The sequence below is a fragment of the Latilactobacillus sp. genome (genome assembly GCF_033176295.1).
In the GTDB taxonomy this organism is placed as follows: domain Bacteria; phylum Bacillota; class Bacilli; order Lactobacillales; family Lactobacillaceae; genus Latilactobacillus; species Latilactobacillus sakei.
This window is the reverse complement of sequence record NZ_JAMQEX010000006.1, coordinates 59,757-77,804: the sequence shown is the minus strand read 5'-3', so window position 1 is coordinate 77,804 and position 18,048 is coordinate 59,757. Positions and strand designations below refer to the sequence as shown.

Annotated in this window: 21 protein-coding genes; 4 read left to right on the top strand and 17 right to left on the bottom strand. The window is 40.8% G+C overall.

Going from position 1 to position 18,048, the window contains the following annotated elements; translation table 11 throughout:
• Positions 1-6: 6 nt before the first annotated feature.
• The 14 genes from NDN60_RS04650 to larA all read right to left on the bottom strand — a co-directional run bounded on the left by NDN60_RS04650 (position 7) and on the right by larA (position 12,326).
• Complete coding sequence (locus NDN60_RS04650; protein WP_099947647.1) at positions 7-1,236, bottom strand: NupC/NupG family nucleoside CNT transporter; 1,230 nt, start codon at positions 1,234-1,236, stop codon at positions 7-9.
• Between the two features lie 21 nt (positions 1,237-1,257).
• The gene (deoD, locus tag NDN60_RS04645; protein WP_011374503.1) at positions 1,258-1,962 is read right to left on the bottom strand and encodes a purine-nucleoside phosphorylase; all 705 of its coding nucleotides are present in this window, start codon (positions 1,960-1,962) and stop codon (positions 1,258-1,260) included.
• Between the two features lie 16 nt (positions 1,963-1,978).
• Positions 1,979-3,169, bottom strand: a complete 1,191-nt coding sequence (locus NDN60_RS04640) for a phosphopentomutase (RefSeq protein WP_011374502.1) — start codon at positions 3,167-3,169, stop codon at positions 1,979-1,981.
• A 15-nt stretch (positions 3,170-3,184) separates the two neighbouring features.
• The gene (gene deoC / locus NDN60_RS04635) at positions 3,185-3,835 is read right to left on the bottom strand and encodes a deoxyribose-phosphate aldolase (RefSeq protein WP_011374501.1); all 651 of its coding nucleotides are present in this window, start codon (positions 3,833-3,835) and stop codon (positions 3,185-3,187) included.
• A 158-nt stretch (positions 3,836-3,993) separates the two neighbouring features.
• Positions 3,994-5,133 (bottom strand): tRNA 2-thiouridine(34) synthase MnmA, encoded by a 1,140-nt coding sequence (mnmA, locus tag NDN60_RS04630; RefSeq protein ID WP_076631886.1) that lies wholly within the window; start codon positions 5,131-5,133, stop codon positions 3,994-3,996.
• A 186-nt stretch (positions 5,134-5,319) separates the two neighbouring features.
• A complete protein-coding gene (locus NDN60_RS04625; RefSeq protein ID WP_011374499.1) occupies positions 5,320-5,667 on the bottom strand; it encodes a DUF1831 domain-containing protein in 348 nt (115 codons plus the stop codon).
• Positions 5,668-5,726: 59 nt separating this feature from the next.
• Positions 5,727-6,893 (bottom strand): cysteine desulfurase family protein, encoded by a 1,167-nt coding sequence (locus NDN60_RS04620; RefSeq protein WP_056948386.1) that lies wholly within the window; start codon positions 6,891-6,893, stop codon positions 5,727-5,729.
• A 127-nt stretch (positions 6,894-7,020) separates the two neighbouring features.
• Positions 7,021-7,857 carry an ATP-dependent sacrificial sulfur transferase LarE gene (gene larE / locus NDN60_RS04615; RefSeq protein ID WP_056948384.1) on the bottom strand — a complete coding sequence of 279 codons (837 nt, stop codon included), beginning with the start codon at positions 7,855-7,857 and terminating at the stop codon, positions 7,021-7,023.
• A gap of 24 nt (positions 7,858-7,881) precedes the next feature.
• Entirely contained in the window at positions 7,882-8,187 is a 306-nt protein-coding gene (locus NDN60_RS04610; protein ID WP_056948382.1) for a hypothetical protein, read from the bottom strand.
• Positions 8,188-8,207: 20 nt separating this feature from the next.
• Positions 8,208-8,921: a D/L-lactic acid transporter LarD gene (larD, locus tag NDN60_RS04605; RefSeq protein WP_011374495.1), complete on the bottom strand. Its 714-nt coding sequence runs from the start codon at positions 8,919-8,921 to the stop codon at positions 8,208-8,210.
• A 63-nt stretch (positions 8,922-8,984) separates the two neighbouring features.
• Entirely contained in the window at positions 8,985-9,455 is a 471-nt protein-coding gene (gene larC / locus NDN60_RS04600; protein WP_011374494.1) for a nickel insertion protein, read from the bottom strand.
• Positions 9,437-10,261: a LarC family nickel insertion protein gene (locus tag NDN60_RS04595; RefSeq protein WP_099947646.1), complete on the bottom strand. Its 825-nt coding sequence runs from the start codon at positions 10,259-10,261 to the stop codon at positions 9,437-9,439. Before NDN60_RS04595 ends, larC begins: the two co-directional genes overlap by 19 nt.
• Positions 10,258-11,040: a nickel pincer cofactor biosynthesis protein LarB gene (gene larB / locus NDN60_RS04590; RefSeq protein WP_096585092.1), complete on the bottom strand. Its 783-nt coding sequence runs from the start codon at positions 11,038-11,040 to the stop codon at positions 10,258-10,260. Before larB ends, NDN60_RS04595 begins: the two co-directional genes overlap by 4 nt.
• 11 nt (positions 11,041-11,051) lie before the next feature.
• Positions 11,052-12,326, bottom strand: a complete 1,275-nt coding sequence (gene larA / locus NDN60_RS04585; protein ID WP_011374491.1) for a nickel-dependent lactate racemase — start codon at positions 12,324-12,326, stop codon at positions 11,052-11,054.
• A gap of 233 nt (positions 12,327-12,559) precedes the next feature.
• Between larA and NDN60_RS04580 the strand changes: the two genes are divergently transcribed.
• The 4 genes from NDN60_RS04580 (at position 12,560) to NDN60_RS04565 (ending at position 15,855) form a co-directional block, all read left to right on the top strand.
• A complete protein-coding gene (locus tag NDN60_RS04580) occupies positions 12,560-13,225 on the top strand; it encodes a Crp/Fnr family transcriptional regulator (protein WP_011374490.1) in 666 nt (221 codons plus the stop codon).
• A gap of 98 nt (positions 13,226-13,323) precedes the next feature.
• Positions 13,324-14,331, top strand: coding sequence for a cobalt transporter CbiM (gene cbiM, locus NDN60_RS04575; protein WP_011374489.1), 1,008 nt, complete (start codon positions 13,324-13,326; stop codon positions 14,329-14,331).
• The gene (locus tag NDN60_RS04570; RefSeq protein ID WP_011374488.1) at positions 14,315-15,124 is read left to right on the top strand and encodes an energy-coupling factor transporter transmembrane component T; all 810 of its coding nucleotides are present in this window, start codon (positions 14,315-14,317) and stop codon (positions 15,122-15,124) included. The genes cbiM and NDN60_RS04570 overlap by 17 nt, the downstream gene beginning before the upstream one ends.
• A gap of 5 nt (positions 15,125-15,129) precedes the next feature.
• Positions 15,130-15,855 carry an energy-coupling factor ABC transporter ATP-binding protein gene (locus tag NDN60_RS04565; protein WP_056948377.1) on the top strand — a complete coding sequence of 242 codons (726 nt, stop codon included), beginning with the start codon at positions 15,130-15,132 and terminating at the stop codon, positions 15,853-15,855.
• Between the two features lie 368 nt (positions 15,856-16,223).
• Here NDN60_RS04565 and NDN60_RS04560 read toward each other — a convergent pair whose 3' ends face one another.
• From NDN60_RS04560 to NDN60_RS04550, 3 genes are all read right to left on the bottom strand, one after another.
• Entirely contained in the window at positions 16,224-17,198 is a 975-nt protein-coding gene (locus tag NDN60_RS04560; protein ID WP_099947645.1) for a S66 family peptidase, read from the bottom strand.
• Between the two features lie 15 nt (positions 17,199-17,213).
• Entirely contained in the window at positions 17,214-17,669 is a 456-nt protein-coding gene (locus NDN60_RS04555) for an ASCH domain-containing protein (RefSeq protein ID WP_099947320.1), read from the bottom strand.
• A 106-nt stretch (positions 17,670-17,775) separates the two neighbouring features.
• Positions 17,776-18,036, bottom strand: a complete 261-nt coding sequence (locus tag NDN60_RS04550) for a zinc ribbon domain-containing protein (protein ID WP_011374484.1) — start codon at positions 18,034-18,036, stop codon at positions 17,776-17,778.
• Positions 18,037-18,048: the final 12 nt, after the last annotated feature.

Here is an 18,048-nt window from a genome sequence, read left to right as displayed (position 1 = left end):
TTCAAATTACCAAACGAATAAGCCAACAGTCGCTGCTGATAATAATGACACTAAAATACCAGAAAGCAACATGTAACCAACGTTTTTAGCAATTAAATTATTCTTTGATTTATCGACTAAGCCCTTGAAAGCGCCGATAATCATGCCGACTGTTGAGAAGTTGGCAAACGAGGTCATGAAGACCGTTAGGATTGCCTTGTAATGTGGGGCAAAATCGCCAATCGTATTTGTCACTTTGCCCATCACAACAAATTCATTTGTCACTAACTTAGTCCCCATAAATTGCGCGAATTCAAAAGCGTGACTGACATCTAAGCCCATCAACCAAGCAAATGGGAACATGATAATCCCTAAAAGATGTTCCAATGTAATCCAAGGGTTAATCAATTGTAAGATTTTATCAATCAAAGCGGCTAATGCCACAAAGGTAATAACGTTGGCCGTAATAATCAAGACTAACTTACCAGCGTTCAAGATTGAATCCCCTAAAAATGAAAAGAAGGGTTCTTTACCTTGTACGTCTACTTGTTCGTCAGAAGTATCAGACCCACTACCACTCATCGTTGCGATCGTATCTTCTTCAGGTGTTACTTCAACTGGATTCAAAATATTAGTAACAATAATTGCGTTAATAATGTTAATTGGAATCGCGGTTAAAATAAATTGCCCCGGCATCATTTGTGTATAAGCCCCAATAATGGATGCTGTTACACAGCTCATTGACATCATGGCTAACGTTAAGTTCCGTTCGCCTTTCATCTGTTTGAGTTGTAATGCCGAAACAGCCAAAGCTTCAGTGTTTCCCAAAAACATCATTTCAACTGCGAAAAATGATTCGAACTTTGGTTGACCCGTTACTTTTGATAAGCCACGCCCTAACCATTTAATGATCCATGGTAAAACACCGATATACGTCAAAATATCGAATAACGGGATAATCATTAGAATTGGTAACAAGACACTCGTCACAAAATCCATTTGTTTAACAGCGACCCAACTTGGTAAAGCAAAGGCAATCCCGGTATAAGCGACTTGAACCAACCAATTAAAGCCATTGGCCGCCCCCATAACGATGTTACGTCCAATCGGAAAGCCGGTTAAAAACCACGCTAGAAAAAGATTGATTGCCATCATAATGCCAATTGAACGCCATTTAATCTGCGACTTTTTTTTCGAGAATAAAAAGGCCAAACCAACAAAGACAATTAAACCGATAATATTCACTAAAAGATACATTTCGTCCCCTACTTCCCTGTTTTAAGCAATACCAGCTTCCAATGCAACCGTTATCATTTCGTTGAACGATTTTTCGCGTTCTTCAGCTGAAGTTTCTTCTCCTGTAATGATGTGATTACTAATCGTCAACACGGCTAATGCCTGGACGTTAAACTTCGCTGCCAACATATAAAGTGCCGCGGCTTCCATTTCAGAACCTAAAACACCATATTGGATTAACTTTTGTCGATCAATTTCATCGTTGTAAAAACGATCCTCTGATAAGATATTACCAACCTTAACCGCAATTTGTGCTTGTTGGGCTGCTTGGTAAGCCTTCATTAAGAGTTTAAAATCAGCCGTCGGTGCATAATACAATCCGGCACCAAATGTATTTTGAATAATAGCAGAATCTGTACTTGCGGATTGGGCGATCATAACGTCTCTGACGTGAACGTCAGTCCCTAAGCCGCCACAAGTGCCAACGCGGATTAACCGTTTAACACCATAAAATTGAATTAATTCATTAGCGTAAATTGAAATGGAAGGAATTCCCATGCCAGAAGCTTGGACTGAAATGGCTTGTCCTTTGTAGTAACCAGTATAACCAAATGCATTCCGAATTGTATTATAGCGGTGCACATCTGTTAAAAACGTTTCAGCGATATATTTAGCGCGCAATGGATCACCAGGCAATAAAACAGTTTCCGCAATATCCCCTTGTTGGGCTTCAATATGTGTACTCATAGAAATAACGCCTCCATTATTTTAATTGTGTTAAAAAGCTTGTGCCAACTTCTCCTGCTGGACAATCAAAGTTTTCTAAAATCGTCGCCCCTAAATCAGCAAAAGTTGAACGAACGCCAAGTGATTGATTCCCTGATAAACGAGATGAATAAGCTAACAATGGGACGTATTCACGCGTATGATCAGTCCCTCTGAAACCAGGATCGTTGCCATGATCAGCAGTGATGAGTAACAAGTCATCGGGTTTTAAAACGGCTAATAATTCGCCTAATTGTTGATCAAATGCCATTAAAGCGGCCCCGTATCCTTCTGGATTACGACGATGACCATACATCGCATCAAAATCAACTAAGTTTGTAAAACTAAACCCGGTGAAATCAGTTTGTGCATTTTTGATAGTTTGGACCATCCCATCGTGATTACTTTCTGTATGGACACCGCTTGTAATCCCTTTGCCAGAAAAGATATCGTTAATCTTACCCACTGCAAGGACATCCAAGCCAGCTGCCTTCAAACGATCCATATCAGTCGTCCCAGTTGGTTCTAATGTATAATCATGCCGATCTGAGGTCCGTTCAAAATGGTCTTTGTCTTGCCCCTTAAACGGACGTGCGATGACGCGGCCAATTCGGTATGGCTTTTCAATTGTTATTTGCCGGGCATATTCGCAAATTCGATATAATTCCTCAAGCGGAATGACCGCTTCATTAGCGGCAATTTGTAAGACGGAATCGCCTGATGTATAAACAATTAAAGCGCCTGTTGCCAGTTGTTCTTCGCCGTAATCCCGAATCACATCAGTGCCTGAATAGGGCCGATTAACAATTACGGAACGACCACTAAAAGCAGCTAGTTTTTGAATTAATTCGTTGGGAAAGCCATTGGGGAAAAAACCAAGTGGTTCTTTAACTGGTAAACCCATCATTTCCCAATGACCATCCATACTATCTTTACCAACTGAAGTTTCTTGCATCTTACCAAAATAACCCAAAGCTGGTTGCGCCGCAGGGACACCCTTAATTGGATCAGATGCGCGAATATTACCTAATCCTAATTTTTGTAAGTTAGGTAACTTAAATTGTTCACCGTAAAACGCACCAATATGCCCAAGTGTGTCGGCACCGACATCATTAAAGTTAGCAGCATCACTCGCTTCACCAATACCAACTGAATCTAAGACAACTGTAAAAACCCGTTTGAATTGCATATTTGTTCGCTCCTTTTATTTACTGTTCATGATTTTAACACCGGCACTTGCGCCTAATCGATTTGCACCAGCTGCAATCATTGCTTCAGCATCTTCTTTTGAATGAATACCGCCAGATGCCTTAACCCCTAACCGATCGCCAACAACTGAACGCATTAAAGTAACATCTGCAACCGTTGCGCCACCAGTCGAGAAACCAGTTGATGTTTTAACAAAATCAGCACCCGCTTTTTCAGATAATTCACAAGCACGTCGTTTTTCCACATCCGATAATAGACAAGTTTCAATAATAACCTTCACGTGTTTTTGAGCAGCATGGCCTGCTTTGACAACGGCTTGAATATCACTTAGCACTTGTTCATCGTGACCCGCTTTCAATTCACCAACATTGATGACCATGTCTAATTCATCAGCGCCATTTTCAATGGCAGCTTGTGCTTCAAAAACTTTAGTAGCTGTCGTTGTTGCACCCAAAGGAAAGCCAATAACAGTCACAACTTTAACATCGCTATCTTGAAGTGCCTCACTAGCACGCTTCACCCAATATGGATTTAAACAAACAGATGCAAATTGATATGTTTTTGCTTCTGCGATAATTTGGTCTACTTGAGTCATTGTTGCCTCAGGTTTTAATAATGTATGATCGATATATTTTGCTAAGTTCATAATTAGCGCCTCCTTGTTTTGTTAACGCTTTCAATTTAACACCATTTTGAACATTTGTAAACACCCATCTTGAAATTATGTAAAATTCGCAATAAAAAAAAGCGATACCAGAATTATCTTTGGCATCGCTTCTTCTTAATATGTCATAGTGTTATTAATTAGACGTATTGTAAAACTTGCTTGTCAGCATCATCGTTAGCGACTTTGTAAGCCACGTCGATTGTGCCGCCACCTAAACATTCTGCGCCGTCGTAGAAAACAACAGCTTGTCCGGGTGTAATAGCGCGCACTGGCGCATCGAAGACAACTGTGGCAGTTGTCTCTGAAGTCATGTGAACTGTTACGCCAACATCTTGTTGACGATAACGGAACTTCGCTGTGCAATGGAAATCTGTGCCGTGATCAACTGGTGTGATCCAAGTCATCTTACTTGCATCCAATTGGTCAGCATAGAGTAATTCGTTATGGTAGCCTTGGCCAACATACAGAATATTTTGCTCTAAGTCTTTGCCGACAACAAACCATGGGTCGTTTGATTCGCCACCGCCACCGATACCAAGACCAGAACGTTGACCGATTGTGTAGTACATCAAACCATCATGTGTGCCTTTTTCAAGACCGTCGACAGTCATCATCTTACCTGGTTGTGCTGGTAAGTATTCGCCTAAGAATTGCTTAAAGTTCCGTTCGCCGATGAAACAAATCCCAGTTGAGTCCTTCTTCTTAGCAGTTGCTAAGCCAGCTTCTTCAGCTAAACGACGGACTTCTGATTTTTGCATGTGACCGATTGGGAACATTGATTTTTGTAATTGATCTTGAGAAAGCGCACTCAAGAAGTATGTTTGATCTTTATTGCTATCACCGCCACGCAACATGTGGGCAATGCCGTTTTCATCGCGTTCGATCTGAGCATAGTGGCCCATTGCGATAAAGTCAGCATCAAGTTCCATTGCGTAATCTAAGAAAGCCTTGAATTTCACTTCTTTGTTACACATAACATCAGGATTAGGTGTTCTACCGTGCTTATATTCGTCTAAGAAATATTCGAACACGCGATCCCAGTATTCCTTTTCGAAGTTAACGGAATAATAAGGAATGCCAATTTTAGAAGCAACCTTGGCAACATCCTCATAATCTTCCGTTGCGGTACAGACACCATTTTCATCCGTATCGTCCCAATTTTTCATGAAAACACCAATAACATCATAACCTTGTTGCTTTAACAATAAGGCTGTTACTGATGAGTCCACTCCGCCGCTCATACCAACGACGACTCGTGTATTACTGTGGTCAACCACAATATCACCATCATTTCAAATAGATTCTAGTTTTCTACGATTTGAAGGTCGTGAATTCCAGTACTACCATTATAGCAATCCTCGCTCATATTTCAAACCAAAACACTCACTTTTCATAAGTAATTGTCAATAAAAAAGGAACGCTAACCAATTTTGACCATTGGCAGCGTTCCCATCCTCATTTGATTATGCTTGGGCTACCAAAATATCCCGTTCAATCAAGTGATTAATAATGAAATTAAATTGTTCAACGTTTTCAGCGTTCTTTTCATCCTTAAAAATATTAACTGGATGTAACCCATCAGCGGAAGTGACCGACATTTTGAGCGTCTTCAATTCTTTACCAACAGTAATTTTAAGCTTAATCGCTGTATTAAAGGGTGAATTAGGATCAAGGGGCCGTTCCAATTGGAAATTACCATTATTGGTTGGCATGAAACCAGTATCCCGTAATGTATATTTCTTAACGGCGTCACTTAACCCATATTGTGTCGTATTGCCTAAAACCGTTGCTGTCTCTTTTAATAAAGCCATCTTGCTACCTCCATCAACTGATTGATAGTTTCATTTTAGCATAGATGAAGCGGTTGCGCCTAGGCTTTACCGGCTTGCTTAGCCAAGTTTTTTTGCACAATTTTAGTTAATGCGGCACAAAAGGCAGTCACATCTGCTTCAGTTGTCTCAACACCAAAACTAATTCGAATACTTTCGGCAACTCGTGGGCTATCTTCACCGTACATGGCAATTAGAACGTGTGAAGGTTCCAAATCACCTGCAGTACATGCTGACCCACCTGAAATCGCAAAGCCTGCTAAATCAAGGTTCATCTGCAAGACATAGGTTGAGACACCCTTAACCCACATATTTAATACGTGGCCCACCATATCGTCACTACCTGCGCCATTGACTTCAAAGTCAATACCGTTTGCTTGAAGGGTTTCTAAGACTTGTTGTTTGAAACCAGCATACCGAGCGCGATGTTCAGCCTTAACAGCTGGTGTCAACAATTCAACCGCTTTGGCAAACCCAGCAACGGCTGGAATATTTTCTGTCCCCGCACGGCGTTTCTTTTCTTGTTCGCCACCCATTAAAAATGATGGCAAATGAATCGCGTCATTCACGTACAAGAACCCAATTTGCTTAGGCCCATTAATCTTGTGTGCTGAAACAGATAACATATCAATCTGATCTTCTTGCACATCGATATCCAATAACCCATAAGCCTGAGTGGCATCCGTATGGAACCAAGCATTTGATTCGTGAACAAGTTGACCGATTTCATGAATTGGCATATGACTACCAATTTCATTATTGCCCATCATAATCGTTACTAGAATCGTTTCAGGTGTTAAGGCAGCCTTTAAGTCAGCCAATTCAATAACGCCTTGTGCATTAACGGGTAAATAAACGACATCAAACCCTTGGCTTTCTAAATAAGCCATTGGTTTTAAAACAGAATGATGTTCAATCGCTGTCGTAATAATCCGTTTACCTTCGTTAGCCCGTTTTTGAGCCGTTTGTAAAATCGCCATGTTATTACTTTCAGTTGCACCACTGGTTAAAATAATATCGTTATCCTTCGCATTAATACTTTGCGCTAGAATATGCCGACTTGTATCTAAAACAGTATGTGCTTGGCGCCCAAAGAAATGGGTGCTAGACGCATTCCCAAAATCTTGGGTCATCTGCGTGGTCATCGTCTCGATTACCTCCGGGGCAATCGGGGTCGTTGCTGCGTTGTCTAAATAAATATGTTCCAAAATTTTTCGCCTCGTTTTAAAAAGTATCTATGTTAGTTTAACATAGAAGCCACTTTATTAGCGGTAGAAACACTTCAAAACTAAAAAAAGACTAGGGTTAGCCCCTAATCTTTTAATAATGCTTCAATTATGCGGTCATCAAGGCTGCTTTTTGTTGTTCTGATAGTGATTCATTCATCCGACCACTCTTGAAACCAGCTAAATCAACAGTGACAAATTCGAACCCAGCTTGTTGTAAGGCTTGGTTGATTTGTTCGCTGTGTGTTAAAAAGTCAGCAATTTGTGCTTCTGGCACTTCAACACGGGCAATTGATTCGTGGTAGCGAACACGGACCGTTGCAAAACCTAAATCACGCAAGAATTTTTCTGATTGCATGACTTGCGCAATCTTGTCTTCTGTTAAGGCTGTGTTATATGGAAAGCGTGAAGAAACTGAACAGCTGGCCACTTTGTTCCAGTTATTCAAGTTTAATTCTTTCGCTAATTGACGGACATCAATCTTGTAGAAACCAGCTGTTTGAAGGACACTTTCTGCACCAGCTTCATCACGAGCTCGTAAGCCGGGACGGAAATCACTATTGTCATCCATAATCATGCCATCCAAGACGTGATCAAAGCCTTTTTCAGCAGCGATTTGGTTTAATTGTGTGTAGAACATCTTCTTGCTGTAATACCAAGTTTCTGGTGTGTTATTAGCAATATGTTCATCTGATAAGTAGTTTAAAGTGGTTGCTTCAACGTTAGCTCCCATTTCATGTGCTAAGTCGATTGCCTTGTTAAATTCTTCGTCTGTGAATAATTCTGAGTTAGCAACGACTGCTAAGACATTTTCCTTACCGAGTGTTTCTAAAGCCATTTTTAACACTAATGTGCTATCAATCCCACCAGAAAAGGCTACGATTACTTTTTTCATTTGTTGTAGACTTGCAGCCAACATTGCTTTTTTTTCAGATAATGTATTCATTGTTAAAGACTTCTTTCTATATAATTAAATTAATTGTTTTAATTCTGATAAACCATTTTGAATCTGATCAGCATACGCTAAATCATTGTTATCTAAACTTTTGACAATCATTAAATTCAAATCTGTGGCACTATCAACAAAGTGTTTGAATGTTGATTGACCAGCACTTTGTTGTGCATCGTCTAAATCCCCGTATAGTTGTTCCGCTGTTAAAAGAGCTTGTTGTGCTTCAATAAGACTCGTTGAAATTGTCCCTGGTTGTGACGCATGTGCAGCGACTTCAAATAAGTTGACCATCATCGTTTGAGTTTGTTTAATTTGTTCCCGCATAATTGATTCCTCCGATTAAATTAGATACCAAAGAAGCTCCGCATGAAGAGTGCGGCACATAAGCCACCAACAAATGGGGCAATCCCAGGTACAATAATCCCGTATTGCCAATCTGAGTTAGCTTTATTTTTAATAGGTAAAATAGCGTGCGCAATTCTAGGACCCATATCACGTGCAAGGTTCATCGCGAATCCGGTAGGACCGCCCATCCCCATCCCAATTGCCCAAACAAGTAACCCAACAGCAATTGGTGCAATCCCTGGTGTCTTGATTTGTGTAATCGCGATAATTGATGAAATGAAAACAAATGTTGCGAAAAATTCAACGAAGAAGTTCCGAGGTAAATTGCGGATACCAGGGGCTGTTGAGAAGATGTTCCGAACAGCGACTGGATCGACATTGCCTTCTGAAGCTTTGAATTCGTCGGCGTACATAATGTAGACAATGATAGCACCGACAACCCCACCCAAGACTTCAGCAACTGAATAAGGAATGAACATTGCCCATGAGATATTGCCTAAAACGCATTGTGCTAGTACCATCGCTGGGTTAATTGAGACATCCCCAAAGATGAATAAGGCTACTGTAATCCCGAAGCCCCAAGTTGTAATCGCAAATAAATGACCTGAGCCACGATATTTTGAGCCTTTGAGGACTTCATCACTATGAACCCCGACCCCGAAAATGATCATGAGCGCTGTGCCCATGAATTCTGCTAATAACTGATGAACCATGAATAAATTCCTCCAAATAATGACTATTTTAAAACGTGCTTTTGCCAATAGCTTGCTGTGCTTTTATTTTAATTGCTGATAAACAGCGAGATAAACTTGATTAAGCGCCACGTCATAGGCCTTAGCGGCTGCTAAACAGTCGTCAAACTCCGGCGTATATTTTTCAATATCGTCGTAATTAACTACTTTGACCCGAATATCACCATAACTCGTTGTGACGGTCATAAAATGACGTGGCATGATGGTGCGCCCCATAGTCTGGTAACGCACGCCAACGGTTGATGTGTGTTTCAAAATCAGATAAGTAATGGCTTGCTGATCGGCTGGATGAATCATGACCGTTAGTTTGATAGCTGGCCGATTTTTCTTCATTTGAATGGGACTGAAAAAGGCATCGAGCGCCCCATTATCCATCAATAAATCCAAAACCGGCGCTAAACTTTCCGCTGACTGATCATCAATGTTGGCCTCCAACACTAATATCTGATCTGCCTTTTCTTCAACAACTTGTTGGCTTAGTTTTTTTTTTCGCACAACATCACACGTAATGCGTTGAGTTGTGGTGTTTCCCGATTACCAAAGCCATAACCAACTTTAGTAATCGTTTGGTTGTCTGGAATTGGACAGAATTGATCGACAATCGTCTTAACAATCCCCATTCCCGTTGGTGTAATCAATTCCGTATGAATCTCTGGGTTTTGCTTAATCGGAATCGCACTGCCCACTCGCATTTGCATCACAGCTGGTACCGGAACAGGCATCATTCCATGGGCCACTTTGATAAAGCCACTGCCATCCGTTAATTCGGATGAATAAACTTGGTCGACTGCCAATAATTCGAGTGCGATAAACGCGCCGACAATATCAACGATTGAATCGAGCGCACCGACTTCATGAAAATGAACATCACTTAGCGGCAATTCGTGAACAACCGCTTCTGATTTGGCAATTTCCGTAAAAACTTGTTTAGCATTGGTTTTAACATAATCGCTTAAATCACTGTGATCAATGATGGCTTCAATGTCCTTTAAATGCCGAACTTCATCACCATGGCTATGTGTATGCCCATCTGCATGTTGGTGTGGATGATCATGATGATGAGTTGATGTGGTTTCAATAAAGCCTTCATCCTTGTGCACGGTTTCTGGCAAATGAACATCAAAATCGGTCCCATAGATACTGCTTTTAGCGATCCGCTGGGCATGCAAGTGGTAACCAGTCACATTTAACTTGGCCAATTCGGTCTCAAATTGCTTGAAATCAACCCCTAAATCGAGTAATGCGCCAATAAACATGTCACCACTAATCCCTGAAAAAGCGTCTAAATAAAGTGTTCTCATTTGTCATCCTCCGTCTCACTTAAATGATTGATCATACTTGCTGAGTAACCGGCGCCAAAACCATTATCGACATTGACGACCGTAATGCCTGAAGCACAACTATTGAGCATCGTCATCAGCGCTGTTAGTCCACCAAAGTTCGTCCCATAACCGATGCTAGTGGGGACGGCAATCAGTGGTTTTTCAATCAACCCACCAACAACACTGGCTAAGGCGCCTTCCATGCCAGCGACCACAATCACGACCTGGGCCTCACGAATCTCATCTAAATGTTCAAAAAGACGATGAATGCCAGCAACCCCGACATCATAAATTCGTTTCACTTGGTTACCGTAAACCTCTGCGGTAACGGCTGCTTCTTCGGCAACCGCCATGTCTGAAGTACCAGCCGTCACAACGGCAATATAATGCTTAGTTTGTTCTACCGGCTTTAACATTAAAGTGACGCACTGGGCTAATTCATCATAATGGGCGGTTGGTTCGGCAACTCTAATTACCGCATACTTTTGGGGAGATACTCTCGTACAGAGAATATTTTCAGCATGCCGTTTTAAAGAACCGATAATGCCAATAATTTGGTCGGCTGTCTTACCGGCACCATAGATTACTTCCGGATAGCCATTACGTTTTTGGCGACTTAAATCGACCTTGGCAAAGCCTAAATCATCGATGGTCTGTTCATGCGCTAGCTGCTTGGTGGCCTCTTTTACACTGACTTTTTGGTTTGCAACGGCTTCTAATAGCTGTTGTAGCTCATTTGTTGTGTCCAAACTACTCATTCTTTCTATTGTTATTTCACAATAACCCCTAAACCATCAGGGATTACAGTCACTTTTGCGTCCGCACCTTCAATTGCATAGGCTCGTTCTAAGGCAGCATCTAAACTAGTTGCCAGTTCCATATGCATATCGGTAATTAATTGAGGATCAACTAAATCTGATACGAAAATCACGTGATGTTGCACTAAAATTCGGGCTAAAATTTGTGACGTCCATTGATCGGGCACCGTTTCAAGCCGTGGTGTGTTAATTGCTTGGTCTAAGAATTCCTTTGGATCTTTAACGTCGGCAATATTATGGTAGAAACCATCGCCACCATGACCATCACGTGCACCAGCGACCATAATAATTACGCCACCTTGTTTGTTTGTGGCTTCAGCAGCAGTCATCCCTTTAACCGCTTGGTAGATATTTTGATCAAGTGGATAACCACCATTGGTTGAGATCGCGATATCACAATCAATTTTGTCGACTTCTGATAGACTTTCAACGAAGTCACAGCCTTTTTTGTGTGCCGTTTCTAAATTACCGGCAAAAGAACCGATGATATGTTTATCTTCATCCAAAACAACGTTCAAGATAAATTTAAGACCGGCTGTTTTAGCGGCGTAAACCATATCCTTGTGGACTGGATTATGCATTAAGTTCCCAGTTCTTGAATAATGGGAATTGATAAATTCACCTGAGTGGTTGGCCATAATTGTTTTGTATGACGCCACACCCGGTAGAATTGATTTCCGACCGCCTGAAAAACCGGCGAAGAAATGAGATTCAATGAAACCTTCTGAAATTAACAAGTCAGCTTCAACAGCAATTTTATTGATAATGCAATCACCGCCTGAAGGTAATTGGCCAATTTTAACCACTGAACTATCATCAGTTGAGATGTGCATGACGATTTCTTCATTAGCAACGATTTCTTCACCATACTTATTAACGAGTTCTTCGTGCGTTGAAGGTCGGTGAAACCCGGTTGCCACCAAAATGCGGATGCGTGCATCAGGTGCCACTGAACGAATCCGTCTTAATAAAATAGGGGTCATAATGTGCGAAGGTACTGGTCGGGTGTGATCAGAACTAATGATGACAATGTTCTTCTTTCCCTTCGCCAATTCTTCCAACTTCGGACTATCAATGGGATTATCCAATGACTGCTCAACTGTTTCGGCCTCACTCAATGGATTTTGATAAGTGGCTGCTTGAGAAACCAGCTTGCCGGCAAAATTAGCATCTGCAATATTAGCCGTAATAATTTTTTGATCGTAAGGTAATTTTATAGCTACCAAACTGTAGGACTTCCTTTCTCGGTTCTAAATTAACGCTTAAAAAAGCTACGCTCATAGTTATACAGATTTTCTGAAAAGGATGCGGTATAATTTATAGACAACATTAAACGTTACAAAAGGAAGGCTACAAATGTTAACAAATGTTCAATTAAAATAGCGTACACTTAAGACTTAAGTTATCGAATAATAAGTATAAATGATTATTAATCTCAATTAAGGTAGGCTATCGCATTATGGTTTTAAATGATATTGAATTTCTAATTAATTTTTTAGAGGATCGACAAGTCCCAATTATCACCAAAAAACGACATACTTATCTGACCTATCATGGTCTAGAGGAACGTTATACCTATATATTGAAAAACGGCATTATCAAAAATTCGATTATCTTACAAGATGGCCGTGAATTTAACTTATCTTATATCGCACAACCCGACGTTATTTCGCTCCTTCGCGATGAGGTCTCTAAATACACCGACCAACCCTTTAACGTCCGGATTGAATCAGAAGAAGCAACCTTCTATCAAATCGATCGGGTCACCTTCTGGCACTACGTTAACACCACCCCTGAATTGCAAAACTACATTAAAAATTACTATCGTAAAAAATTATCTGAAAATATTTATCGTCTGCAAAAAATGATGATGAATGGTAAAAAAGGCGGGCTTTGTGCCTTCTTATACAACCTAATCGACCTATTTGGAATCAAACAAAAAGACGGTATTCTGATTGATTTTGTAGTCACTAACGAAGATATCGCTGGTTTTTGTGGCATTAGTTCCAGAAGTAGTGTTAATAGAATGCTCAATCAGCTTAAAAAAGATGGTGTCTTGCAAACTAACGGCCACAAATTTTTAATTAAGGATGTCAGTTATCTATTGGACAACATTGCCAACTAGCCGTTTGTTACCATTTGTATACATGAAATGGCATTGAAAACCCCTATGAGACGCGTAACATGAACAGCATCAATTGACTCATATGGAGGTTTCATCACATGCATATTCCAGATAATTATTTAAGTCCACAAACCTGTACTTTTTTCTTCGCTGCCACTATACCAATCGTTGGCTTGGCACTAAAGAAGGTTAAGCTACAAGTTGCCGAAAAAAAAGAAACGGTGCCGATGCTAGGCATCTCCGCTTCTCTGTCGTTTTTAATGATGATGTTTAACGTGCCGATTCCTGGTGGGACAACCGCCCATGCCGTTGGTGCTACTTTACTCGCCATCCTGATTGGCCCGTATGCCGCCAGTTTATCGGTTACACTTGCTTTAGTGACACAAGCCTTCTTGTTTGGCGATGGTGGGATCCTCGCGCTAGGTGCTAATGTCTTCAATATGGCTGTTGTTATGCCTTTTGTCGGTTATGGTATTTATCGACTTTTTCAAAAATGGCATCACGAAAAGTTGGGTGTTATCCTTGGTGCTTATCTAGGCATCAACGCGGCGGCTTTAATGGCGGGCATTGAACTTGGCTTACAACCCTTAATCGCCCATGACGCAGCTGGTCAACCACTTTATGCCCCTTATCCGCTACACATTGCGATTCCAGCAATGTTATTCGCCCACCTATTAATCGCTGGTTGGGTTGAAGCTGGTTTCACGGTTGCGGTCTATCAATTCATCAAAAAAGTTGCCCCTAACGAACTTTACGCTGCCCCTCAAAAACTCACCGCAGTAACACCAACTAAAAAACTACACCGTGCCCTTTATACTTTTATCGTTGGTTTGATTATTTTGTCACCGATTGGTTTATTAGCAAGTGGCACTGCTTGGGGTGAATGGGACGCAAGTGAACTCTTGCAACAATTAAAAACAGCCCATCTTAGCCAAGTCCTCCCGACCGGTATGGCCCATGGCTTAAACTTTAATGCCCTCTTTAGCGATTACGCGATTCAAGGGCTTCCCCTACCACTTGGTTACATGCTATCCGCACTGACAGCGGTCCTTATCTTCTATCTCATTGGAAAACTGGTGATTAATCATTATGCAACCCACGCCTAAACTGCCTGATTGGCTCAACAAAACAGAAATAATTCCCCAAACGGTCGCTAAACCCGACCGTTTTTTAATTCAAAATTTACGGTTACTGACGGCTATTTTGTCACGACTCGCCCAACCAACCATCCGACATCAATCAACTCGGCAAACACCTGGTATTCAATTGCTTAGTTTACTCATTACCATTTTAATCGTCGTACTCACACATAGCTTTTTACTCATTTGGCTAATCGGATTATTAACACTTATCCGTATTTGTGTCTTACCAGGTCAGCAAATTGGACCACTTTTAAAGCGAGTCGCTAGCATTAGTTTAGTCGCCCTTGCGTTAATTTTACCGAATTTCTGGCTCGGTCACGCTGAAACGACTTGGTATTTTATTATTCGTACCGAGATTATTTTATTCAATATTGGCTTTTTTTTACAGTTAATCACCTGGCCTGCGTTTATTTTAGCCTTACGCCAACTTAAACTACCCGGACTGCTAGTTTTAACTTTAGAAATTAGTCTTAAATACAGCCATTTATTAGCACAATTTTTACAAGAATCACTTTGGGCAATACGCTTGCGTTCAACCGGTAAAGCGCAAAAAAGACAGCACTTAGTCGGTTCCTTGATTGGTCGACTCTATCTAAGCGCACGAGCTTATATGACTGAATTATATCAAGCGATGCTTTTACGGGGTTATACTGGTCATGTTAATCAACAAGCATCATTAACCATTACACGCTACGATTGGCGCTTAATCAGTTGGGATCTCACCTTGATTTGTCTATTCTGTTTCATTCGGAGGTAAATAATATGCTACAACTCAATCACATTCACTATGCCTACACCCAAACAGATAGTTTAACGGATATTTCGCTCACTATTCAGCCTGGTGAAGCAGTCGCGTTTATGGGGCCCAACGGTTCTGGTAAATCAACCTTATTCAAATTAATCAATGGCTTAATCGAACCAACGGCCGGCCAATATTACTTTAAGGACCAGTTAGTTGATCATCAATTTTTAAAAAATGCGGCTCAAACGACCGCCTTACATCGTGCGGTCGGCTTTGTTTTTCAAAACAGTGATGTGCAACTCTTCAACGAAACGGTTTTCGCCGAACTCGCCTTTGGTCCTGAACAGATGGGTCTGTCTAAAGAAGCCGTTCAAACCCGTGTGCAAGACTGCTTAAAACTCCTTCAAATCGAAAAACTCGCCGATCGAGTCCCCTATCAACTATCCGGTGGTGAAAAGAAATTAGTCGCATTAGGGAGCATCTTAACAATGAATCCCGAAATGATTATTTTGGATGAACCCTTTAATGGCTTATCGGCAGCTTATCAGACACTATTAGTTCAACTACTACAACAGCTGAACCAGGCTGGCAAAAGCATTTTGCTTGCCAGTCATAACTACGAACAGGTGCAACAAATCGCTAAGCGAATTGTTATTTTTAACGAAGGCCATCAAATTACCAATGATTTACCGCTAACGGAAATTCAACGGCAACCAGCCCTAATGGCAGCTTTAAGACAGTTATAATAATTTAAAAATATAAATCTAAAAACGTATCTTCTGATGAAGGTGCGTTTTTTTATTAAAAAAGGCTGGCACAAAAATAAATTTGTGTCAGCCTCAAAAGTCATTATTCATTTCGATTCATAAATTTTTTAAAACTTCTAAAATCTAAAAAAGCAACCAAACAGGATAAAATAATCGCCATCGGAATAAAGACGAAGAATTCGTTGCTAACGAGCGTCGCTATTAAAGCTAAAAATAGCCCTAAAAGGATTAAATACCGATAATAGCCTAGTTTAAGATAAACATAATCTCGATAACGCTCCGGTAAAAATATCATCAATGTTATTATGAATAACACGCCATACAAATCCATCTAACTACCGCCTTTTTTATCTATCATTTTCAATCTGTACCCATTTCTCCGTCGCATCCACCGTAATTGTCTGACCAATTGGTAATGTCAGAATCGGTTGCGTATGCCCAACATTGACATTATAGAGTACTGGTATCGTTTTTAAAATTGGAAATTTCGCTAAAATATATAAGAGCATTTCTTCATCCAAATCAACATCCGTCGGGATTCGCCCGATAATCAGCGCCTGTGGCTGTCGAATACTTTGTAAGAGTGCCGCTAGATTACGTGAAAAATCGTAACGATCAGAATCATCTGAACACTCGATCAATAAAATTTTACGATCATAATTTGGTTGATAAGACGTTCCTTGTAAGGTGTAGAGCGTGTTCAAGTTGCCCCCCACTAACTCACCCGTTACGTGGCCTTTGGCATATGTCTGCCATTGATTGTCGTGATAGTCGCGCTTAGCATCCGGCAAGTACCATGCATCACTTGACCATTGGGCAGATGCAGTCAACCGAACCGTATCCGTGCCCTGAGTCATCACTTTTTGCCAATTTTGAACTTGATAATCACCGAGTTGATCCGCTAATTTAAATGCGATGTAAGACGGGCCGTAATAGGTCACTAAGCCGGTCTTAGCGGTAATCGCATTGGCCAACGATGTAAAATCAGAGTAGCCACAAATAATCTTAGGGTGTTTAGCAATCAATTCAAAATCGAGATATGGCAATAATTCGTTGGCATTATAACCACCAGTCACCGCTAAAATTGCTTTAACGTTATCATCTAAAAAAGCGGCATGTAAATCAGCAACACGCGCCTCAATTGGACTTGAATTAAGACAGTCCATTACCATCACATTTTGACCAAATGTTACCTGATAACCGAGGTCGTTTAGGCGTTTGAGCGCCGCTTGATTGGCGGTAAACCCGCCCACACTTTGTAAACTATTGCTAGGTGCGATGACCCGAATTTCATCGCCTTTTGATAATCGTTTGGGAATCATTTTCCTCACACTCCTCTAAGACTTAACCACCATAAATTGTTCACATAAACAAGGAATCGTTGGCTCAAATGTTCGGTTTAACTCGGCATATTCAGCCGTAAAAAAAGGTTCATGAACCGCTCGCCAATAATCAAGTGTTCGATCACCCTCACCTTTTAAATAAGCATGATCAGCCGATGCCTTATTATAAGCAATAATTTTACAGCTCATTGTTTTAGTAATCGCAGCGGGTTTCCCTTGTCCATCTAATATAATATTATAATCACCAGCCTGAGGTACATGCTCATTAGGTTCATACAAGTCAATGGCCGAAGTAGTTGCCGTTTTTTGACTACTAATGACTAGTACCGCTAATTCATTAGCCATTTGCACTGTATTTCCAAATGAATAAATTTCTGCTGGTTGCCGTTCAGGTGATAAATTTTGTTCTTTAATAAACGTTTGCCAATATTGCTCAACCTCTGATGTCATTGGTAACCCTCCGCATCCAGTTATGATATTGACGTTAGTTTAACAGAAATTGCCATTTTGTCCAAAAAAAATAAGCCTAGCATCAAAGCTAGACTTACTTGGTCACTTATTGCCACCGTCTCATTTTTTTGAGCATCATCGGATAGCTTTTAATTAAGAACCATTTTTTTAATTGACCGGTTGTTTGATCAGCACGAAGACCCGCGATACCTTTAGCTAACATCTGTTCAAAAGTAATTGTCGGTTCTGTCCATTGACCATCAATGTAACAAAGTTGGCAATATTGCGTTGATTTGGTGCCATCTTGTTCACGACCTTGGTTGGCTGGTGAAAGTGGCATGCCACAACTTTGACAAAATTTTTCCATAGAAACTCCTGA